The sequence below is a fragment of the Ulvibacterium sp. genome, assembly GCF_028285715.1.
GTDB lineage: Bacteria > Bacteroidota > Bacteroidia > Flavobacteriales > Flavobacteriaceae > Ulvibacterium.
Genome location: NZ_JANQOO010000020.1, coordinates 274,844 through 296,355 on the forward strand (window position 1 = coordinate 274,844; position 21,512 = coordinate 296,355).

Annotated in this window: 24 protein-coding genes; 1 reads left to right on the forward strand and 23 read right to left on the reverse strand. The window is 40.3% G+C overall.

Annotated features, from left to right (window positions below):
* Positions 1-302: 302 nt before the first annotated feature.
* From Q0993_RS12640 to Q0993_RS12695, 12 genes are all read right to left on the reverse strand, one after another.
* Complete coding sequence (locus Q0993_RS12640) at positions 303-902, reverse strand: DJ-1/PfpI family protein (protein WP_299533528.1); 600 nt, start codon at positions 900-902, stop codon at positions 303-305.
* A gap of 95 nt (positions 903-997) precedes the next feature.
* Positions 998-1,333 carry a n-acetylglutamate synthase gene (locus tag Q0993_RS12645; RefSeq protein ID WP_299533530.1) on the reverse strand — a complete coding sequence of 112 codons (336 nt, stop codon included), beginning with the start codon at positions 1,331-1,333 and terminating at the stop codon, positions 998-1,000.
* Between the two features lie 11 nt (positions 1,334-1,344).
* On the reverse strand, positions 1,345-1,956 hold the full coding sequence (locus tag Q0993_RS12650; protein ID WP_299533532.1) for a GNAT family protein: 612 nt from the start codon (positions 1,954-1,956) through the stop codon (positions 1,345-1,347).
* The gene (locus tag Q0993_RS12655) at positions 1,956-2,405 is read right to left on the reverse strand and encodes a VOC family protein (RefSeq protein ID WP_299533534.1); all 450 of its coding nucleotides are present in this window, start codon (positions 2,403-2,405) and stop codon (positions 1,956-1,958) included. Before Q0993_RS12655 ends, Q0993_RS12650 begins: the two co-directional genes overlap by 1 nt.
* Positions 2,406-2,414: 9 nt before the next feature.
* Positions 2,415-2,780: a cupin domain-containing protein gene (locus Q0993_RS12660; protein WP_299533536.1), complete on the reverse strand. Its 366-nt coding sequence runs from the start codon at positions 2,778-2,780 to the stop codon at positions 2,415-2,417.
* Positions 2,781-2,881: 101 nt separating this feature from the next.
* Positions 2,882-3,355, reverse strand: coding sequence for an OsmC family protein (locus tag Q0993_RS12665; RefSeq protein WP_299533538.1), 474 nt, complete (start codon positions 3,353-3,355; stop codon positions 2,882-2,884).
* Positions 3,352-3,843, reverse strand: a complete 492-nt coding sequence (locus Q0993_RS12670; RefSeq protein ID WP_299533540.1) for a MarR family transcriptional regulator — start codon at positions 3,841-3,843, stop codon at positions 3,352-3,354. Before Q0993_RS12670 ends, Q0993_RS12665 begins: the two co-directional genes overlap by 4 nt.
* Positions 3,844-4,019: 176 nt before the next feature.
* Positions 4,020-4,994, reverse strand: a complete 975-nt coding sequence (locus Q0993_RS12675) for a hypothetical protein (RefSeq protein WP_299533542.1) — start codon at positions 4,992-4,994, stop codon at positions 4,020-4,022.
* 212 nt (positions 4,995-5,206) lie between these two features.
* The gene (locus tag Q0993_RS12680) at positions 5,207-6,814 is read right to left on the reverse strand and encodes a S41 family peptidase (RefSeq protein WP_299533544.1); all 1,608 of its coding nucleotides are present in this window, start codon (positions 6,812-6,814) and stop codon (positions 5,207-5,209) included.
* 48 nt (positions 6,815-6,862) lie between these two features.
* Positions 6,863-8,125: a M20 family metallopeptidase gene (locus Q0993_RS12685; protein WP_299533546.1), complete on the reverse strand. Its 1,263-nt coding sequence runs from the start codon at positions 8,123-8,125 to the stop codon at positions 6,863-6,865.
* A gap of 188 nt (positions 8,126-8,313) precedes the next feature.
* Positions 8,314-9,132 carry a LytTR family transcriptional regulator DNA-binding domain-containing protein gene (locus Q0993_RS12690; protein ID WP_299533549.1) on the reverse strand — a complete coding sequence of 273 codons (819 nt, stop codon included), beginning with the start codon at positions 9,130-9,132 and terminating at the stop codon, positions 8,314-8,316.
* 467 nt (positions 9,133-9,599) lie between these two features.
* On the reverse strand, positions 9,600-10,862 hold the full coding sequence (locus Q0993_RS12695) for a serine hydrolase (protein ID WP_299533551.1): 1,263 nt from the start codon (positions 10,860-10,862) through the stop codon (positions 9,600-9,602).
* A 540-nt stretch (positions 10,863-11,402) separates the two neighbouring features.
* On the opposite strand from Q0993_RS12695, the gene Q0993_RS12700 reads away from it, so the two are divergent.
* The gene (locus tag Q0993_RS12700; protein WP_299533554.1) at positions 11,403-12,110 is read left to right on the forward strand and encodes a sulfite exporter TauE/SafE family protein; all 708 of its coding nucleotides are present in this window, start codon (positions 11,403-11,405) and stop codon (positions 12,108-12,110) included.
* On the opposite strand, the gene Q0993_RS12705 is transcribed toward Q0993_RS12700, so the two are convergent.
* The 11 genes from Q0993_RS12705 to Q0993_RS12755 are packed head-to-tail and all read right to left on the reverse strand — an operon-like array spanning position 12,107 to position 21,472.
* Complete coding sequence (locus Q0993_RS12705) at positions 12,107-13,201, reverse strand: hypothetical protein (RefSeq protein ID WP_299533556.1); 1,095 nt, start codon at positions 13,199-13,201, stop codon at positions 12,107-12,109. The genes Q0993_RS12700 and Q0993_RS12705 overlap by 4 nt on opposite strands.
* Before the next feature lies 1 nt (position 13,202).
* The gene (gene hypE, locus Q0993_RS12710) at positions 13,203-14,264 is read right to left on the reverse strand and encodes a hydrogenase expression/formation protein HypE (protein ID WP_299533558.1); all 1,062 of its coding nucleotides are present in this window, start codon (positions 14,262-14,264) and stop codon (positions 13,203-13,205) included.
* A gap of 9 nt (positions 14,265-14,273) precedes the next feature.
* Entirely contained in the window at positions 14,274-15,368 is a 1,095-nt protein-coding gene (gene hypD / locus Q0993_RS12715; RefSeq protein WP_299533560.1) for a hydrogenase formation protein HypD, read from the reverse strand.
* Between the two features lie 3 nt (positions 15,369-15,371).
* A complete protein-coding gene (locus Q0993_RS12720) occupies positions 15,372-15,647 on the reverse strand; it encodes a HypC/HybG/HupF family hydrogenase formation chaperone (RefSeq protein WP_299533561.1) in 276 nt (91 codons plus the stop codon).
* 3 nt (positions 15,648-15,650) lie between these two features.
* On the reverse strand, positions 15,651-17,906 hold the full coding sequence (gene hypF / locus Q0993_RS12725; RefSeq protein WP_299533562.1) for a carbamoyltransferase HypF: 2,256 nt from the start codon (positions 17,904-17,906) through the stop codon (positions 15,651-15,653).
* Positions 17,907-17,911: 5 nt separating this feature from the next.
* Positions 17,912-18,610, reverse strand: coding sequence for a hydrogenase nickel incorporation protein HypB (hypB, locus tag Q0993_RS12730; protein WP_299533563.1), 699 nt, complete (start codon positions 18,608-18,610; stop codon positions 17,912-17,914).
* 3 nt (positions 18,611-18,613) lie between these two features.
* Entirely contained in the window at positions 18,614-18,961 is a 348-nt protein-coding gene (locus Q0993_RS12735; RefSeq protein ID WP_299533564.1) for a hydrogenase maturation nickel metallochaperone HypA, read from the reverse strand.
* Positions 18,962-18,965: 4 nt separating this feature from the next.
* Positions 18,966-20,441, reverse strand: a complete 1,476-nt coding sequence (locus Q0993_RS12740) for a hypothetical protein (RefSeq protein WP_299533565.1) — start codon at positions 20,439-20,441, stop codon at positions 18,966-18,968.
* Positions 20,416-20,682 carry a hypothetical protein gene (locus Q0993_RS12745; RefSeq protein ID WP_299533566.1) on the reverse strand — a complete coding sequence of 89 codons (267 nt, stop codon included), beginning with the start codon at positions 20,680-20,682 and terminating at the stop codon, positions 20,416-20,418. Before Q0993_RS12745 ends, Q0993_RS12740 begins: the two co-directional genes overlap by 26 nt.
* Positions 20,679-20,996, reverse strand: a complete 318-nt coding sequence (locus Q0993_RS12750; protein WP_299533567.1) for a hypothetical protein — start codon at positions 20,994-20,996, stop codon at positions 20,679-20,681. Before Q0993_RS12750 ends, Q0993_RS12745 begins: the two co-directional genes overlap by 4 nt.
* Positions 20,993-21,472 carry a hydrogenase maturation protease gene (locus Q0993_RS12755; protein WP_299533568.1) on the reverse strand — a complete coding sequence of 160 codons (480 nt, stop codon included), beginning with the start codon at positions 21,470-21,472 and terminating at the stop codon, positions 20,993-20,995. Before Q0993_RS12755 ends, Q0993_RS12750 begins: the two co-directional genes overlap by 4 nt.
* Between the last annotated feature and the right edge of the window lie 40 nt (positions 21,473-21,512).

The window sequence follows — 21,512 nt, forward strand, 5'->3', positions numbered from 1 at the left end:
TAATCCTTGCACTCGTTCTCTTATGAATTTATTTCAATCATTCCGCTGTGTGCCGTTTTGATCAAAAAAATCAGTTTACTCCATTCAAGACAGCTTCCCGTGCATTGTTTTGCAAATTGATACGGCTGACTGCACACCGAAAAACACAACAAAATTATGCTGGATTTTAAATGAACATATTGACGTTTAAATATAGTCATATCAAATTCCAATTTAAATTAAGAGCTAAGAATGCCTTTATAATTAACTAGTGCATTTATCAATGATTAAAAATAAGCATGTTCCCCTAAAAGCAAGAGGCATCATGATTTCTCGCCTCCCCAATCGTATTCCATATAGGTAGCGGTTCGATTTGCTGACTCTTCTCCTAGAAGTTTTGCCACAATATGAAAGGACAAATCGATTCCGGCGGAAATACCGCCCGAAGTATAGATGTTTCCGGTGCTTACAAACCGTTTTTCTTGCTGTGGATCGCCCGTTGGCACAAGCTCTTGCATATGTTCATATACCTGATGGTGCGTACAATACGGCTTATCGTCCAACAGCCCCAATACACCCAATAAACGGGATCCTGAGCAAATGCTCAGGGTCAATTCCGTTTTTTGGTAAACTTGACTGATCCAATTCAAAACAGCATTATTTTTCATCAATTTTCGGGTTCCTGAGCCTCCGGCAATTATGAGGATATCAATAGTAGGGCAATTCTTGAAATCATATTTTGGGTTTACCGACAGCCCATTAACAGCGCTTATCGATTCTAAACTCTCACCTACGGTGAATACGTCAAATGGTTCAAAATTATTCAGTTCGGAAGTGACGGAAAACACTTCAAACGGACCCGCAAAATCTAGAACTTCCGCGTGGTCAAAAATTAGAATGCCAATATTTCTTTTTTTATTCATTTATGTTGATTTACACTGTTGTCCCTTCGCGGTTATTGCTTATACAATCCCCTTTGCGTACAATACTTTCTTAAGTCTTCATTCTTATGGCGCTCCTACAGTTCTTCCAAAACGGAATTCCCTTTGGATTTGTCACCTGAGGTCCACACCCAATTCTCATACAAACGGATTTTACCATTTTCCATAAGTTCCGGGGATGAAGTACAGATGCCGGTCATCAATTTACCTTGAGTATTGACTTGATGATAGCGCATGTCTATATTGCCTTCCGAATCGACCAACCCCAAGAGATGACCAATCACTATAGTACTGTTTTGATACCGACAGGTCACTACATTTCCTTTCTGTTGGTATTCAAAAACGAGGTCTTCGGACACCTCCCCATTGGACGTATTTGTTATAGGCCTAAATTTTTTGTTATGGTAATTCAATTAGGTATCCATTATTTGAATTCTTTAAAATAACTGATTTTCAATTCTTCCCAATCTTCTCGAATGATGCTGTAGTATACATCGTGTTTGCTTTTGCCATTGGAGTCAATATAATTGTTCCTGAAGATGCCCTCCTTTTTCGCCCCTAACTTTTCAATGGCCTTTTGTGATCGTATGTTTTCTAGGTCGGCACTAAACTGAATGCGCCTAAATCCGATGGCTTCAAACCCATATTTTAAGAGTTCATACTTGCAGGCTTTGTTTAAGCCAGTGCCCTGAAAATGAGTGCCGTACCATGTCCATCCGATTTCACATTTCTCGCTGGTCCAGTCTATATTTCCAAAACGAGTGCAGCCCGCAACAGCATCTTTCATTTTATCAATAATGATAAATGGGTAACTAATACCGTCTTCTTTTGATTTTATTGTGCTCTTTTTGTACGCCTTAAAATCTTTTTCGTTTCGGATATACAAACCCATGTATTTCCAAATGTCATCATTAAAAATAATTTGTTTGAGCTCCTTGTTTCGGATATCCTCAAAGGGTACCAAAAGAGCTTGGTTATTCTCCAACTTTATTGGAGCGTCTAGCAGTTCCTTGTTTAGTTTTTGATGCGACATCATTACGCTCTTTCCCAATTTTGTAATTCAATAAGATTTCCTTCCGGGTCTCTGGCATAGACAAAGGTGAGTTTTCCAACACCTTCCACTTCTTTTTCAGTGACTTCCCCGGCCGTTTTGCCGCCATTAGTAATTAGGGTTTTAAGCAATTCTTCCACATCTTCAACTTCAAAGGCTATGTGCCCATATCCCCTAGTATTCGGAGTTTTAACTCCCCCGTTATCCATGAGTCCATACTCATAAATTTCTAATGTGGGCCCATTTTCACCATATCCTGGAAGTAACAGGTGAGCACCCTGCAAATGTGCATCCTTTAATCCTGTCCCCTTATCCAACCATAAGCCTGACTGTTTCCGAATAGGTGGGACAAGCTTACAATTAAACGTTTTAATGTAAAAGTCCGAGAGCCTCCTCCAATCAGTGCTGGCTATATTGATATGTGCAAATCTCACAGGTGACTATTAGATTTTGTTTAAATCTGAGACGGTCAGATGGTTATCCACATTTCCCGTGTTAAGGGTAGAGGAAGGTTCAAATAACATTACATGAGCTTCTTTGGGCGCATAAGGTTTATGGTCAATTCCCTTTGGAATAATTACAAATTCCCCTGAATTTAAATACAAGGTTTTATGCTTCAACTCAATATAGAGCTCACCAGAAATCACATAAAAAAATTCATCCTCTTCTTTGTGATGATGCATGACAAATTCGCCTTTGAATTTTGCAATTTTCACTTGTTGATGATTCAGTTCACCTAAGACCTTTGGGGACCAATAATCCCTGAATTCTTGGAATTTCTGATTAATGTTTACTTTTTCTATTTCCATGTATTTTGGTTAAGCGTTCAATTACGCAGCAAGCGATATGTCAAAATTGCATCAACTCTTATAGTTCTGTTATTTGGTTCAATGAGCTCTTTAAATAGGTTTCAATTAAGCACCTCGGTTTTGGGTTGATGTTTGATTGTAAAATTGCAGGAGTTCGCGATGAAGCAAAGGCGATTTGCTCTTTCATGCAAGGTATTGGCTTTCTCTATCATGCTTGAATCTTTAACCTTTACATACGGGTGAAGTGTGACTTCCGTGAAGCGTCCACCGCCGTTTTTATCTTCCTCCATAACCCCGGTAGCATGATCCAAGTACTCCAAAACAATGATGTGATTGGTCGCGCATAGATGTAAATACCACAACATATGACAGTTAGCGATAGAAGCGAGGAATAATTCTTCGGGATTATAGCGCGAAGGATCACCTCGAAAAGAGGAATCCGAGGAACCCAAAATGGAATGCTGCTTTCCTTCAATGGTGACGCTATGGTCTCTACTGTAGGATGTATAGTCTTGGGTTCCGTTATTTCGGCTTCCCGTCCACTCTAACAACGTTTGATAATAATGTTTTTTCATAACGGATTCTTTTTAAGTTCTTCAGCAATGCGTTCACCAAAAGACGCTTTATGAAGATTGGCTTCTAAGCGCTCTAGATGCTCCATAATCTCAATGTTTTGGTCCAGGAGCTCTAGCATGACTTTCTTTCCTATCTCCCATATTTTGGTAAATAGAGGCAAATTATTTTCGGCTTTTTCGGTCAACTTAAAAATGGTTTTTCTCTTATCAATTTTGTCTTTTTCGCTTTTGAGATACCCTTTGTCAATCATCTTGTTCGTTATGGTCATAACGGATTGATGGGTAAATTTTAGTCTTTCAGCGATTTCCATTACAGAAACATTGGGCTGTTCCCTGACTATGAATAATACCAAATACCAATTGGGCTCGGTATCCATTTGTAAGTTTCGATACATGGCCCGGAGACTATGGGACATATGGTCGCTAATTCGTTTTAACCGAGTATCCAGGTTGGCGTAACCCAGCTGTCGGACCAAATCTTTGTGCATAGAAACAAGTTTGAGCAAATATATAAAAAATACGCAGTTAACTGCGTATTTTTTATGGTTGATTAGCTGCACAGCTTGCTGTTGACTTTGGAAGTATGCTTAGGCCTAAAATCCTCACACGCTGTAGAAGTCGCCGAGAAGCAGGCTGTTGTCTTAAAGCCATTCCAGTACCCAGCCTACTTTTTGGTCTCTTTTAGGATCCAATGCACTAGCTCAATTTTATTTATTCTATCCCAAGTTGATTGTGTGTTCTTTTCTTCTGATGGATTGTCCTCGGATTGTAAGATGATTAATTCTGTATTTTTATTCCCTTGTAGTTCTAATTCGGCCAAAAAACCAACCACATCGGTTGAATTGTTTTCATACATTGTCCTGAGATACTTTTTAAGCCTATATTTTATGGCGGGCTCTATGTAAGCTCTGACAACAAAGTTTTTGTAAATCCCGATATTTCTATTCTTTTCATCATAGTAGCTATAGGATGAAAAACTGTGATAATTCTCCGGTGCAGTTTTAGGAGTTCCTTTCAAATTCGTCTCCAACATATAATTTATGAATGTCGGTTCCCAAAGGTCAATATGGTTGATTCTAATATCACGTGTGTGCTGATGCCATTTCCTTGTCCAGTCCAATGTGAAGTTGCAGATAACGATCCCTTTAATATTCAGCCAAAACCCGTCACTTCCCCTTTTCATGGATTCGATGTATTTAAGCGCCCTATGCCCTACTAGACCTGCACCTAAAAAGAATATATTTTCATTGGGTAAATTATACTTGGAAAAGGCTTTTTGAATTAGCTCATTTGTTGAGCGTATAGATATTTCGGAAAAGTAAAAGTCGAAAGGGATTTCGGTAGAAACCGATAATACCGCAAAGCCTTTTTTGGAAGCCTCATCATACATCTGCCTTGCGCTTCGATTCTTTTTGTCATATCCAGAATCCTCTAGAAAAACAAGTACCCCTTTAACAGCTTTATCCTCCGGAAGTGTTAGCGTATAGCCCCTCTGAATATAGGGTAAAAAGTCCTTTTCCCCTTTTCCGATTTTGAGGCTATCCCTTTTCACTGGTTCGTAATATTCTACCGTTTCCTGTGCAAAAGATGTTGTGCTGAAAACAGTAAGAAAGAATAAAAAAAATAACTTAAAAGGCATTTTGAATATTATTAGTTTTAAATGTCACGGTAAGTACCCCTTAATTAGCTACGATTGTATTTGTACAATTTAAGTTTATTTTCATTGAACAACGTGTTCTCCTCTAGAGAGACTTTTCCTAAATAATTCCCATAAACTATTCTGTCTTCTTTGATAACCGCCAAAGCCAATTCAGTAATATTATTCAATGTTTCGTTTGAGCATTCCCTGTTTTATTCATCTGAATCCAGGCTTTTTGCCTTATCAAATAGAGACTTGGCTTTCTCATGTTCCCCAGCTTTTAAATAAGCATCGGCTAAGTTTCTCCATGCACTGGCAGAAGTTGGAAACAACCGGGTAACAAAAGAAAAAACGCCAATCCCGGTTTGTATGGCGGGCGGTCTACCACTCCTCACCAAATGCTGCCCCGCCTTACTAATTTCTGCTTCAAAATCAAAAAAATCATATCTAGAATCCTTAATCATTTGAGGGACCTCTTCATCCAATTGTTGTATTTCGCCCCTTACAAACAAATCCGTAATGAATCTCATGGGGTTCGGTTTAAAATGGGTGTCGGAAAAAGCTAGGGCAGCATCAAGCACAGGATCCCTATTTGTTGAATATTCCGAAAAACTCATATCCACAGGAATAGCGGGTATAAGCCATTCCGCATTTTGCCATGCAGGTTTGTCCTGCCACCATGCAAACGATAAATAGACTGGGTGATGGGTGTTTGGTAAAATTACGGGGCGACTATCTCCATAAAAATTCACATTCTCGGCGGTAGGCTCTCCTAGGAATATCACATTGGTATAGTTATCCAGCTCGTTTACGAGATTTTGACATGCAGAAAATGTTCTTCTACCAATGATAACAAAAAGACTGCCAACGGTATTTATCTTCTTGTTCTCAATAATTTTTGTGACTAACGTCCTATTCTTAAAGTTATTTCCTCCTCCATTTAATCTAACATCAATGATCAACTTCTCAACCTTATTTTTTTGAATAAAATCAAATAATCGGGAATAAAAGGTTTCCATTCTTTCATTAGGGTCATCCTCTATTTGACTGAGTCTAACGAATACTGCTTTTTCCTTTGGCAGATATCTGAAGAAATATATTTTGTCCAATTGCTCTAGATAAAGGGGAATAATATCTTGTTCCCTTGCCTCGGACCAGTTTTCATCTTGAAACACATAACCATATTTACGGGGTACTTCTTGGCCCACAGGCAAGGCAGAAAATTCTTTTTTGATGATTTTCCCACCCCTTTCAAGAGTGAACTCAACCGAACTCTCAAGATTTTCAGTAATTCTTTGGGCATGAAGCACTTCCATTACTGTTAGAAAATTTATGCCATGGCTTTTAAAGAATTGCGTGTTCTCCGCGCTAACTACAGGATAAACCATATCTAGCGCATCCCTAATGGGTATTCCATTGACTTCAATCACTTTTGCGCCAACAACATCTTGGTAATCCTTATGCACTCCTTGTAGGTAAATGCCATCGGAAAACTGATATAGGTTTAGGGGCAGATAATGGAACTTAAAGGGTTCTATATTAAATCCAACAGCCATATGGCCATATTTAAAAAGTCCAATAATTCGGGATAGCCCCACAATTATTTCATGAGGTTCTAAAGACGGGATACGGTTATACAACTTTTCTACCTCAGCATCAAAAGTTGCCTTAGTCGTTTTGACAAATAAAAAGGAGTACTCTTCATGTACTGTTTTTTGCAAAAATCTTAGGTCTTTTTGCCAATCTTTTGCAGTCGGTATTTCCTGAGCGGATACCACTAAGGATAATAAGATAAAATATAGGATACTTAGCTTTTTCATGATTTGTTCAATTGCTTGTTGTAGATCGCGTTCGCATTCAGTTCGTTTTTAGTTGACTCTATTTTTCAAAAAAGACGAAAAATAGTTTACGCCATATTTTATAACTTCTTCATCTACTTCGAACTCCGAAGTATGTGGTAACGCCTTTATTCCTTTGTCTTTGTTTGAAGCTCCCAAAAGAAACATAACCCCAGGCACTTCATATTGATAGTAAATAAAGTCCTCATTGAAATAAGGTGCTTGCCCATAAAAGTGTTTGACATTTTCTGTACCATGCATGTCCTTCAACACGGATAGGCATTCTTCGGTCAACTTTGGGTCATTGATAACGGTAGGCCTCTCCGCTGTAAATGATGTCTCGATATAAAACTCACCATATTTTGATTGGATGACACGATCCGTAATTTGTTTTGAAATGGTATTTAACCTTGTAAAGTCAGTTTCGTAATAGGTATATTCAAAAGAAGTGGTTTCATTTTCGTGACGGATAGCAGTACTGGATTCCAATATGAAATAATCGTCATACATCGTGTTCGGATTCATCAGGCCATATTCAGGATGGGTCAAATAATCCAGAGACCAGGGTTCGCCGTTAGGTTTATGGCGAACCAGTTGTTGCATGACTTCTTGGAAAAAATCCCTGAAGCCCTCTTCGTCAATAGTACGGTCAAAAGTTAACTTTATTCTCCTCTGATAAGCGAACAGTTCATTGGGTTTGGAACTGATGGTCCCTATTTCTGTTGGAAAAACGTGAAGACCAAAAATTTCATCTGGTTGGATTTCTTCGAACAGTCCATCTTCAATCATTGATTTTGCCCCTTTGAAAGACTCCTCAGCGGGTTGGAAAATGAAATATACTGTGCCTTCAATACTATCTTTTAATTTTGAAAGCACATTTGCCATGCCAAGACCTATTGTGGTATGCACATCATGTCCACAAATGTGGGCAACTTGAGGTTTAAAGTTGAGTTTATTGTCAAATACATGTAGGGCGGCGTCCATATCGGCCCGCCAAGCAACTTTTTTGCCTTTTTTGTCCCCTCTTAAAATCCCGACCACGCCATATCCTCCAAAACCCGTTTTTACTTCCAAGCCCAAATCCAATAAATAGTCTTCCACTATTTGGGAAGTTCTCTTTTCATTTCCCGCAAGTTCTGGATGTTTGTGCAGGTCATTTCGTATGGCTACGAGTTCATCAAAAATCTCATCGGAGAGATAGATCAAGTTCTCCTGGTCCAAGTTGTGTTTCGTCGCGCCTTTTGGAACAAGGGACAAGAGTAAAGAAAAAGTAACGACCAGTTTAAGTTTCATCTTTATTGATTTAAATTGCCGGCCGACGGTCCGCTTTTTCTTCGGTTAAGGATCAGACAGAAAAGCCCGCGTTTAGAAAATACCTTCCAAAGAGAATTCAAAAATTCAAACGCCATGAAAAAGAGTGACGAGTAGGTATTTTTGTTGATGAAACGATACGCAATGGGCCCAAATGGTAGATTTTAGGGCTAAACGGATAAGGAGGATTTTACCTTCTTGTAGTAGGTCTTTGATAATGGAATCTGTAGATTATGGCGAAATTCAATTTTTGCATTTTGTGAATTTCCTCTTATTTGTTTTATGCTAGAGGTGTTGACGAGATACGATCGATGACAATAACTTAAAAATGGGGCCTGTTCGTTAATGGCGGTCAGTGTATTTCTAAAAATAGCATGATGTACGCTATTTTCCTTTTCATAAAAAATCTCAACGTAATTCTCCGATGATTTGACAAACAATAGCTTATGTTTTTGAATGTTGATTTTTTCTCCCCTATTGGTGCCAAATAACTCAATTTCCTTTAAGGAATCTGACGTATCTAGTTGTCCAAACGTATTCCTGAAATAAATAAAAAAGGGCAACAGGGCCAACATTATGGGAATCATGGAACTTCTAAAAAACCATAGTCCATGGCGAATGTATTCATTGGCCCCATAGCCCTGACTAAAGAAATCATTAAGAAAAATCTGGTTGTAAAAATGAATGGGGATACTTGTAATGATCACCAAAGAAATGAATGCTATAATTTCAAACTTAATTGTCCATTTTCTATTTTGGTAATGATACCACCAAGTCTCAATCCTTGAATTGACCAAATAAAATATCGACAACAAAACTCCGAATCCCCCTAAAATTAAGTGCTTATAACTTGATTGGAACCGATCCGTGTCGAAAGGTCCTAAAAAGATCATAATCAGGGCGAGTATGCACCCTAGAACAAGGGCAATCACCAATTGATTGGTAAAGCCGAAGTTAAAGGGAATCTTTTTATTTAAAAATGTTAGCATTACTACCTACTCTAAACTGCCCATGGATTGTTAGACCATCACTTTTACGAAATGATGAATATAACCTTTTATCAAAATATGGTGAAAATGGCGTGTTAGGTGAAGCATTTTATGCATCGTTAATCATTTGAAATAGGACTTCATTCTATTATAGATTATGTGCTTTCCCTAATTTCCATTTCAACATAGTCCCGATTTTGGTAGTGAATGCACAAAATGTCGGTTTCGATTTTTGAGCTATAATCACAAGTTAAAAGATGTTACATTTGGTGGGGTCTTAATCGCTTTACTTCATCAGTACCCAAAATAATTTTCCAGCCCTTTGGTGAATTCACTTCGTTTATTACAGTTGATAAAATAAACATATCCTATATTTCAATCAATATAAAATTCAATCCCCACAGCGAGGCAATAACGAAGGAATAAAAGGCTTTATGTACTTTCATGTCCGTACTAGTTATTAAAGATTAGGGGTGATTGCCTTCAACTTTCATTAATTTGCCTTCAAATTCATCCAGGGTGTACCAAATATCATAAAATTCGGCCACGCCTTTTTCCGAGCCACGGACAGAAGTATTGATCATTATAAGTTTCCCCGTTTTTGTCGTAGGCTTAAAAAACATAAAGGTGGCGATACCTGGGTCTCCTCCGGTATGTCCAATATACCCTTTGGGTGAAAAGCCCATAAAAATTCCAGTATTGTACTCGTCATCATATTCGTTGTCCGTATCCCTTTCCTCTTGGAAGTGATGGGCTTGTAGTTGTTCACGAAACAGTTCCCGGTAGCTCTCCGGGTTGAGTAAAGTGCCTTCTCCTGTATATCCCTTGATCAATTCCGATAGATACTTGGCCAGGTCTGAGCTGCTCGTGATCAAGCCACCATCCGGATAGGTGATAAGCGAATAAAATGGCAGTTTGGCCTTGGGCCCTATATATAAGGTGGAATGCTTTGAAAATTCGATATCGTCGAACGACCATCCAGAAGATGCCATTTCCAATGGTTTCAAGATATGCTCCGTAGCAAACTGATTGAAAGATGCACCGGTGGCCCTCTCCAAAACCGCCGCAGCCAGGGTAGCTCCCACATTGCTGTATTCATAGAATTCGCCAGGTTTCGCTTTTAGAAACCCTTCCTCTTCATACCATTCCCCGTTTTCCTTCAATATCTTCTCCAGGAATTCGATGACACTAATGGACGAACTTGGTGGATTGAACACCTCAGAAGCTGCCATTAGGGAGTCAGAAACTACAACATCCTCTTTAAGGATATAGCATTGTTCATCAAACGTATCCGTATCCAATAGTGTGGATGTATGCGTGGCCAAGTGTCGGATGGTAATTGGTACTTCTGGAAATTGCGGATTTCTGACCGCAAAGGGAAGGTACTTGGATATCGGGTCGTCCAAATGCAATTGTTTAAGCTCTTGGGCCTTGAGCAAGGCAACCCCAATAAAGGTTTTGGAAACCGAACCGATATTATGGATACTATTCTCGGTATATTCCTTTTTTGCAGCTGCATCGGCGTAACCTATTCCGTTAGAATACAATGTGCCATGCTCATTGACTATAGCGACACCGAATCCGTTAATAGCGCCCTTGGAATGAATAGTTTGGAGTTTGTGCGTTAGCGAGTCCTTCGTTTGATTGATCGCAACATTTTCTTTGGGTTTGGTTTTAGGTTGACAGGAGCAAAGGGCAATAATAAATAGTACAAAAAATTGGTTTTTCATTTTTAAGAAATTAAACGTTTGTTGGTTATTTTTCTGTTCTGTGCATGAAGTATGTATACTATTGTGCCAATCTGTATTTATTTGAATAACAATGGATTAAAATAAAATCTATTTTTTATAGTGTAAAATTATTTGACGTTTTTTGTCAATATTTTTTACACCTTACTATTGTCCTAGGTTTTGGCTTAGAGTGTCCCTATGGTACTTTTAAGCAGATACCGTCAGTGGTCCCAGTCCGCCTTCATTTCATTTCGGACGGGCAGGCTGGGTTAAACTGCTACACTCTTAAGCCATAAAAGTCCCGCTACGGCAAATATAAAACCTGTACTGAAGAATATTCGGCAAGTAGTGTATAAGCCTTTCCTTTATTCATACCCTTAATTAGGCTACAACTTAATTTGTTTCGGTAAAAAATTACGTAACCCTTGATTCTGGACATAAATTCTAAACAAGACCCTATTCCCATATTCCTGTGGGGTCGTATAGAAAAGAATTATATCAAGGAAGAAATATGTCCAAGATTGTTAATATCTTGTTGGAGTGATTGCTCAATCTTTTTTTGCCGGAATTTTGGCCTCCGTACTACATGTGGTATCTGGGCCGGACCATCTCGCCGCGATAACTCCTTTGGCCATTGAAACCCGAAAAAAGGTATGGCGTATTGGCCTGTTTTGGGGATTTGGCCATCTTACAGGAATGTTAGTCATTGGGCTACTCTTTTTGGCATTTAAAGAAGTAATTCCGGTAGAGCTGATATCCAAATACAGTGAGCAGCTAGTGGGTATTGTACTTATTGGGGTTGGGATATGGGCTATTTTCAGACTTTTCTTCAAAGTACAGGGACACAATCATCCTCATATCCATGGCGGAGAAAAACCTTATATCCATGTGCATGACCACAATCATGATAACAATACCCTTAACCATGAACACATGCACTCCAAAGCATTGCAACAAAATAGTTGGTCTTCATTTGTTATAGGGGTTTTACATGGATTGGCGGGGATAGCGCACTTTTTACTGCTACTTCCTGTATTGGGGTTCCAAAACCAATTTGAAGGAGTGCTCTATATCATTGGATTTGCCTTAGGTACGGTACTTGCAATGGTCGTTTACGCTTATATTTTGGGACGAATCTCCAATGGCTCCCAAAAACTTCAAAGTCCAAACACCTTTCAAAGTATTCGATTGGCAGGAGGGCTTTTTGCCATTGTCATTGGGGTATATTGGATTTATCTGGGTTTCTAAAACAACAGGTCCATAATCGCCAAACGGTGGTTCCCCGTGTCTGCGACTACCAGTTTTTCTTCTTGCGTGCAAATAGAAAAAGGCCAATATAAAGAACTTTCTGTTCCGACGATGGTATCCTTATTCTCACTTCCTGTCTTGAAATCGCGCTTGCCAATAACAGTATCAGCAGTTTTATTGTTGGTTTTGGGGATTTTTTCAAAATAGAGCAGTCGGCTATTTCCAGTATCATTGACCAACAATCCCTTTTTATAAAAACAGACATCATAGGTCCAGTTTAAGGTGTGGGCATCTGGGAAAAGTCCAAATTGATTTTGTCCGCATGCATCAAAATCAGGTTGACCAATAATGATGTCCGCGGAAGTATTGAGCGCGGCTTCCCAATTGTTCCATAGTAAAGTTCGATAAAACTGGGTGTCGGCCACGGCCAACACCCCATCAGCATTGATTTTTAGGGAATACGGCCAAATAGGCTGATTGCTTTCGTAGTCCCGAGTAAAAAAGTCAGGTTTTCCAATCACCTTATCCGCCGGGATATAATTTTCCAGAGGTAGGGTTTTGTAATATAAAATTCTTCGATTTCCCGTATCTGCCACCCATAGTTGCCTTCCGTTGGAAAAAACGCCGTAGGGCCAATGCATACTTCTTGCCGAAGGATTTTTGGAGATCCCTTCCACGTTCACATTATTCGATTCAAAATCTGGCTGTCCTAGAACCACGTCGGCAGCTTGTCCATGTTTAGATGGCAAATGATGCCAAATAAGCACGCGATGGTTCCATGCATCCGCGACAATCAATCGTTGTCCGTCACTCCAAATTCCTGAGGGATAATGTAGGCTTTGAGAGGTCACGGTTCCCCCAGAATTTCTTTCCGAACCTCCCACATCTTGTTGGCCCAAAACAACATCTGGTTCTTGGTGTAATGACGTAGGCAATTGATACCAAATGAACACTCGATTTTGACCTGTATCGGAAACAAAAAGCATATTGTTGAACAGGTGAACACCTCTAGGAGCCAAAAATGGTTTTTGTTCGGAGCCTTTAAAAATGTGCGGATTGGAAACCTGCGTGCCCAGTGTAGTAAAATCCATACTAACAGATTCGTGGTAATTGTTCCCCTGGCAACATGCTCACCACTCGTTTTCCACCAATTGCGCTTTCCAGAATCACCTGTCTAGGATGTTCTTCCGTCACCGTACCTATTATTTGGGCATGTAATCCATTCTCATCCTTTTGCAATTCTAACAGGAAGTCCTCTGCAACTTCTTCTGCAACAAAGGCAATAAAAAGACCTTCATTGGCCACATACAATGGATCAAGTCCCAATAGTTCACACGCACTAGCCACTTGATCGTTTAGAGGAAGGTCTTTTTGAAAAATATCGATTCCCAGATCGATAGACTGAGCTGTTTCCTTTAACACCGTTGCCACTCCGCCACGGGTAGGGTCGGTCAACAAATGAATAGCTCCTCCAAACTGGCCCAAAAGCTTTATGATGGAATGGTTTAGATTGGTCGTATCACTTTGTATTTCCGAATCAAACTCAAGTCCTTCGCGAACGGACATTATCGCCATACCATGAGTGGCCACTTGTCCACTGATGATGATTTTATCTCCCTTTTTGATATTACCTGCCGCTATATCGGCTTTTGGATGAACTTTTCCGATGCCCGATGTATTGATAAAGATTTTGTCACCCTTCCCTTTTTCAACCACTTTAGTGTCTCCCGTTACCACTTGTACCCCAGCTCTTTCACAGGCAAATTTCACGGCTACCAAAACCTCCCAAAACTCCGAAACCTTAAGCCCCTCTTCGATAATAAAGCTAAGCGACAAATATTCTGGAACCGCACCACACATCGCCAAATCGTTCACCGTACCGTTTACTGCCAATTCGCCAATATTCCCTCCAGGAAAAAAGATGGGAGATACCAAAAAACTATCCGTAGAAAATGCAGTTTTTCCTTCAAGTTCCAAAAAAGCCCCATCATGACGGGCGTCTAAAATGGGATTTGATAGTAAATCAAAAACTCCGCTATCCAACAATTTGTTGGTTAACAATCCGCCACTTCCGTGGCCCAAGGTAATCACATCGAAATCCATTTTGGGCATGGGACATTGCAATTGCATGCGTAATTTTTTCTCCTCTGACATTCAACAATATTAAGCTTCAACCATCCCTGAAAAATGATAATACGCAGCGCAAGCACCCTCACTACTTACCATTGGAGCTCCCAATGGATTTGAAGGCTTACACTTTTTGCCAAACTGTGCACATTCAAAAGGTTTTTTGATGCCCTTCATAATCTGACCTGAGATACATTCCGGATTTTCTGGGGCTTCCGCAATAGACACCTCGTATTTTTTAGTAGCGTCGAAATTTGCATATTTTGGTTTAACACCATAGCCGCTAAGGGGTATTTCCCCTATACCACGCCACATTTGATTTTGTACTTCAAAGACTTCATGAATCACTTTTTGCGCCGCTACATTTCCTTCTTCACGAACAATGCGGGCATACTGGTTCTCCACCTCTGATTGACGCTGTTCCAATTGGCGGATTACCATTAAAATACCTTGAAGCACATCCAAGGGCTCAAAACCGGTTACCACAATGGGAACCTTATATTCTGCAGAAAGCGGATGGTATTCCGCATTTCCCATGATAGTACAGACGTGGCCGGCAGCCAAAAAGCCATCGATTCGACTCTCTTCATCGTCTATAACCGCTTTTATAGCAGGAGGAACCAAAACGTGAGAGGCTAGAATAGAATAGTTTTTCAATCCCTTACGGTGCGCATGGATTACCGAAAGGGCATTGGCCGGTGCCGTAGTTTCAAAGCCAACTGCAAAAAAGACCACTTCCTTCTTAGGATGGTCCTCGGCAATCTTCACGGCTTCCAAAGGTGAGTATAGGACACGTACATCTGCACCTTCCGCTTTTGCTTCCAATAGACTTTTTTCAGAACCCGGTACGCGAAGCATGTCTCCAAACGAACAGAGAACAACCCCTTTTTCCAAAGCTAAATGCACCGCTTTATCAATAAGATTTAAGGGCGTAACACAAACGGGACAACCTGGGCCATGAATCATTGTAATCTCCTTGGGCAGCATCTCAATAATACCGTTCTTGACCAAGCTGTGGGTTTGTCCACCACAAACTTCCATTATTGACCATGGTCTTGAAACTGTATTTTTGATTTCTTCCAAATACTTTTTCGCCAGCTCAGGGTCTCTATATTCTGATAGATATTTCATCTTCTACTCGTTTTTCGGTAAATATTCGTCCACATCTTCCAACTCGCCCAGCTCTCCTATTTCTTCCAAATAGCTAAAGGTTTTTTTCGCTTCCTCTTCATCCACTTTGCTTATGGCCACTCCTACATGAACCAATACATAATCATCGACCTCGGCGTCCGGTAACATTTCTAAACTAGCTTCTTTGGTAATGCCCCCGAAGGAAACCTTGGCCATACGCACTAGACCGTTATGTAGGGTTTCGATACTTTTGATTTTTCCTGGAATCGCTAAACACATAACTTATTCTTTTATGTTTTGATAATAGGCCAATTGACCGAATGAAATATTTTCGTCATTACTAGACATCTCCTTATGAAACAAGAGGGTAATATCATCTTCTTCGGCTAGACCAATTAAGGTTTGGACCAAAAATCGATTTTGAAACACACCCCCACTGCAAGCAATTGTGCCGATCTCCATAGCATTGGCCACTTTAAGAATTCCTTTGGCAAGTGTATGGATGAAACTGGCCGCTAATTTCGTTTGGGGTTCTCCTTGATTTTTCAAGGTGACAAGGCGCTCTATGATGTTTTTTGAAGGAATGTTTTCAAAGGATAGCCCTTCCAACAAATCAATGTATTCCCCTTGATACTGCCACGCCAGATTCTCCAAAAGCAAAGCGGCTTCACTTTCATAGGTAGAAATATCCAATACATCCAATAGGGAGGCGACCGCATCGAACAAACGACCAACGGACGATGTTTTTAAAGTTGTATTTTCCTTTAACTTTTGATAAACCTTAAATTCGGCTTTTGAAAATTTATCTTCAATTATAGTTCCCGACCTGACCAAGCTAAATAATGAAAGTCGGGGTTCCTTTGCCATTTTATCCCCAGCCAATGAATGGAAGTATTCAAAAGACGCCTTTCTTTCCATTTGACGATTCTGATACACGAAAAACTCTCCGCCCCAAATCATGCCATCATCACCAAGGCCTGTTCCATCCCAAATGACCCCTAAAACAGGAGTCTTGGTTTCAAATAAATCTTGTTCAGCCAGTACACTTGCAAAATGCGCCTTGTGATGTTGCACCTCAACCACGGGAATCTTCCAATTCTTAGCCAATTCCTTTCCTAAAATTGCACTTTGGTATGAAGGATGCTTATCGACCAAAACCACTTCCGGTAATTCTTCAAATAGCTGGGTGTACCGTTGCAGGGTATCCGTATAGCGTTGGAGCACCTCATAGGAATCCAAATTCCCAAAATAAGGACTCACATAAGTATTCCCATTTGGGGTAAAGGCTAGGGTGCTTTTTAAATGTGCCCCCATGGCCAACACCTTCTCATTTGTTTTTGGAGTATACCCTATTAGGTTGGGTGCCAATCCTCTGGAACGACGCAATAAAATTCGTTGCTCATGGGCAAAATGGCACACAGAATCATCTTGAGGAAAGGTAATTTCCAAGTTATGACTCAAAAAGTAATCCACTACGGGGCCCAATTTTTCTTTGGCCTCTTTTTCAGAGGAAAGGATGGGTGAACCATGAATATTACCACTAGTAGCCACTAAAGGGATTTCCACTTCTATGGACAATAAGGTCAACAGAGCGCTTGAGGGCAACATAACCCCATAGCGGTCCAATCCAGGCGCTACTGATTCCGCTAGGCTTTCTTTTGTACGCTGCTTGGCATCCAAGAGTACAATAGGACAGACTCTTGATTCGAGAGCCTCCTGTTCATAGTCGGATACCTCAAAGTCTTCATGGATTCTTTCCATGTTGGGATAGAGCAATGCAAATGGTTTGGCAGGGCGCTGTTTTCGTTGCCGTAGCTGTTTGACCGCTTTATCATTCGTGGCATCCACACATAACAGGTAACCACTGGTATTTTTCAAAGCAACCACCGCCCCTTCCTTTAGGAAATGCGCCACCTTTCCCAGTACCGCTTTTTCATTCTCGATCTGTACGGGTTCCCCGGAATTCTTTAACAACTGCAACCTAATCCCACAATCGGCACAACTATTGGTTTGAGAATGAAATCTGGAGTCCTTTGGGTTTTCATATTCGGTTACACAACTCTTACACATAATGAATTGGCTCATTGTGGTATGTGCCCTTTCAAAGGGAAACTTTTGTGTTATGGCATACCTTGGACCACACTGCGTACAAGTGGTAAAGGCGTACCGATATCTTCGATTGCTTGGGTTCTGAATTTCTTTTTTACAGGAAGTACAGATGGCAAAATCCGCTGTAAGCGGTATAGCTACCTTAGCCGTTTTTTGGGAGGGAGCAATGGAAAAGCCCTCAAATTCCATGGGTTCGATTTCATCTATAGAATGGCTTTGGATGATAGCGGCATCCGGTGCTTTTTCTAAAATATCTTCCATAAAATTCATCAGCGTTGCGCTTATACCATTCACATAAATCAACACACCCCTGGCGTTGTTGCCTACCGTACCCTTTAATTGATGCGTTTGGGCCAAATTAAAGATGAAAGGACGAAACCCGACTCCCTGGACTTGACCGCCTATTTGTATTTTAAAGGTTTTAAGCATTCGGCTTAAAAGCCTTTTTTGTCATTTATTTTTTCCAATAACCAATCGCACCATTGATCCACGCCTTCATCGGTTAAGGAAGAAATCTGAATGACTTCGAGCTCATGATTTACCTCCAGAGCATCCTTTGTAACCGCTTCCAAAGTAAAGGGTAAATAAGGCAATAAGTCTGCCTTTGATACCAACATCAAATCAGTAGTCAAGAACATTTTGGGGTACTTTTTCGGTTTATCGTCGCCCTCGGTGGTGGCCAATAAGGTCACGCGGAAATCCTCACCCAAATCAAATGAAGCAGGGCAAACCAAATTCCCAACATTCTCAATGAACAATAAATCCAAGTTTTCCAAATCAAACCTATCCAAGACCTGATGCACCATCTGGGCCTCCAAGTGACATATTCCTCCTGTAACGATTTGTAGTGCATGAATTCCTGTTTCCCGAATACGTTCAGCATCGCGCTCGGTTTCCAAATCTCCGACCATCACGGCCATGTTGATTTTGTCTTTCAACTTTTCAGCCGTCTTTTGCATCAAAGTGGTCTTACCACTTCCAGGGGAAGAGGTAACGTTGATCAAAAGGGTTTTGGTCTTAGCGACTTCTTTACGTATAATGTCTGCTACAAAGTCATTGGCCTTTAATAAATGTATGTTGGTGTTTTCACATTGTACGGTACCCCTAGCGGTTTTTGGTGACTTTTCTATCATGATTTAATCTTCAAATTCAACTTTATGTATTAACAATTCTTCTCCTTGGATTATATTCTTGCTCGGTCGTCCACAGTTTTCGCAGATGAACCGGTAATTCTTTATTCGAGTCACATGGTTGCACACCTCACATTGAATCTTAAGTGCTGTAGATTCTATGTTCAATTGCACTCCGCTATACTGAGGATTCATCATGTGATATGCACTATATGCATTATGAAGCAGCCTAGGTTCTATATTTGAGAGGATACCCACTTTGAGATGAATGGACTTCATCTTATCCAGTTTCTCCTTTTCAAACTCAATTTCCAAGGTTCTCATAATGCTGTTTACAATGGATGTCTCGTGCATAGGTTCAGATTATGGTCTTTAGTTTTTCTAATTTTTCCAATTGTTCCTTGGCTCTATTCAATAGATGCCCATCGGTGACCAAGGATTTAATTTCTTCTGCCTTAGCCCGCATGGACCGGAGTCTTTTTTCCTCTTCTTTTTCATCCGAATTGTGCATTAACCAACATAGCTCCAATTGATTCAACAAAGTCAAAGCACGTTCTGTAGGATACTTTTCGGCCGTTCTGATTTGTAGGGCCTCCTCTAAAAGCTCATGTGCCTTTTCGTGATTGTTGTGGAGTTTTGCAGGAGGGAAATCCATCAAGGCCGTGGCATAGTTATGACAGACCATAGCGCGTTCATAAGGATAGAGCTCTTTGGTATAAAACGTCAAAGCTTCTTTAAAGGCCGATGCACAAAATGCGGTCCACATGGGTTTTTCATCAGGTGGCGCCGGAATTTCGGAATATATCAATGCCAAAGAATGTTGAATTTCCGCAAAATAATCGGGATAGGCATCTTTCTTAAATACCTTTAAGGTATCTTGGAAAGCATTTATTGCCGCTTTGTAATATTGAGGACTACCATTCTTGGACCAATGGTACAGCAAGTGCGCTTTTTTTAGTCCTGCCTCACCCAAAAATTCCATAGCACCTTCTTCCTTAAAAGTTTTGATGGCCATATTGATGTATTCTTTGGCCAAAGGAAAGTCTCCCAAAAAATTGGCCACATCACAGGCTTCCATGGCCAATAGGGCAGCGTTCAAATGCAATTCATGCAATTGAAGGTATTGTATACATTCTTCTTGTTTTACCAAGATGGTCTTAAGTGTATCTGAATCGTATGGCACTCGCAAATTTTTGTAGCTGGCCGTGCACCATTGAATCCATAAAGCTATTTGGGCAGCCTTGGATTCTGCTTCCTTAAGGAAGGATTTGCTAGCTGCTATTGTTTCATCGAACAGTTGTGCATCCAACAACAGATTCAGGTAGTGTTTGGCGGTGTAACTTCTTATAGCATTGCCACTTGCCCGTTGCAGTGCATCTGCATAGCATTGTCGTAATTCGTTAAAGCTAATTCTTGGGGAAAGGTTGCCATAGTGATGCAGGATGGCTTTGTTATGCCCGCTCAAATCTGACGATTCTTCCGTTTCGATTTCATACCCGAACTTCAGCTTTGTAGCCAACAATAAATGTGTATACAAGGAATCTGACTCTGATAGATAGTGAAAGGCTTGTTGCTCGTTTCCAATTTTATAAAAGAGCAATGCCAATAAATTGTTCTCGGTTAAATCCACCGATGGAAACATATAAGGTGGCTCGGTATCGAACCAATCGATGGTCGCATGAATTCCAGATGCCTCAACATAGAGGACCTTATCTCCTTTACGTGGGGAGGCAGCATCCAAAGAAATTTGAACCAATTCGTTTAAGCGGTCCACGCCACTAATGATTTCCTTAATTCGGAATTCGTGTTCAGTTGTCGTTAATATCGTAATCATCCTTGTTTACTTTTTGAATGCCCCTAGGGTCTTTTTCCGCGGTTCGCTTCATATTCAAAGCCGCGATCTCGGCTAAACGTTTTGAGCGATAATCCGCAATTTCATTGACCAAAATCCGAGAAGGGTCCTTGGTGTCAATAAAAACCAGTGATACCGCCCATCTTCCCTTCTCTTCAACAATTCTTGTTTGTACTTCGGCGTCCAATAACCAATCGTCATTATCATCGGTCTTGTTCCTCACATTGCTACCTTAATGAGATTTGTTTTTTCAATCCATTCATATTCCAAATTGCGATCCGTACTATCCAGTTCATTGTCAATGAAGATTTCCCGCAAGGCTAAGGTTTTATCTCCCTTTAGATTTCGCTCCTTGAGCAAAAACTGAGTGGGTTCATACATTTTTACAAACCATTGACTACTTACAGGCGTTATCAACAAATGTCCCTGTTCTTTCGCATAGGTGACATAGGCATAATGCACTTGTTGAAATACCTTTTTGGCTAATTCTGCTGTGAAATAAACATGCGAGGATCGTATAGAAAGACCTGAACTCATGATACTTTCAATTGCCTTAATTCATCAAGAATATACTCAACTACCTTATCCCCAGCATCCTTGACCGGGGCACTCAAATCAATTTCCAATTTTGTGTTGTCAATGGCTATCAGATACACACTAATATCTTTTGGATAGGACTCCCCTAATATTTTCTTGGCATATGAAAGTGCTTGATCCCATTTCATTCCGTGTAGAAAAACGAGGGGGTCATCCTGCGGGGCACTCAAAACTTCTTCAGCCGGAACCTTAAACAAAGTTCCAACAGGTTCATTAGAGTTAATTACCGCATCGACCATAATGATTTTGTCATGTCCCTTAAGTCCGAACAAGACCTCAAAAGCGGAAGTGCCCATATCAAAAATGCTGACTTCCTCAGTATTTACAGCGGTTTTGCTCAGCTCTTCAATCACATAAATACCAATGGCATCATCACTTCTTACCGGGTTTCCAAAGCCCATAATGGCTGTTTTCATAGCTTACGGTTAAAATCGGTTTTTGAAAAGCGAGACCTGT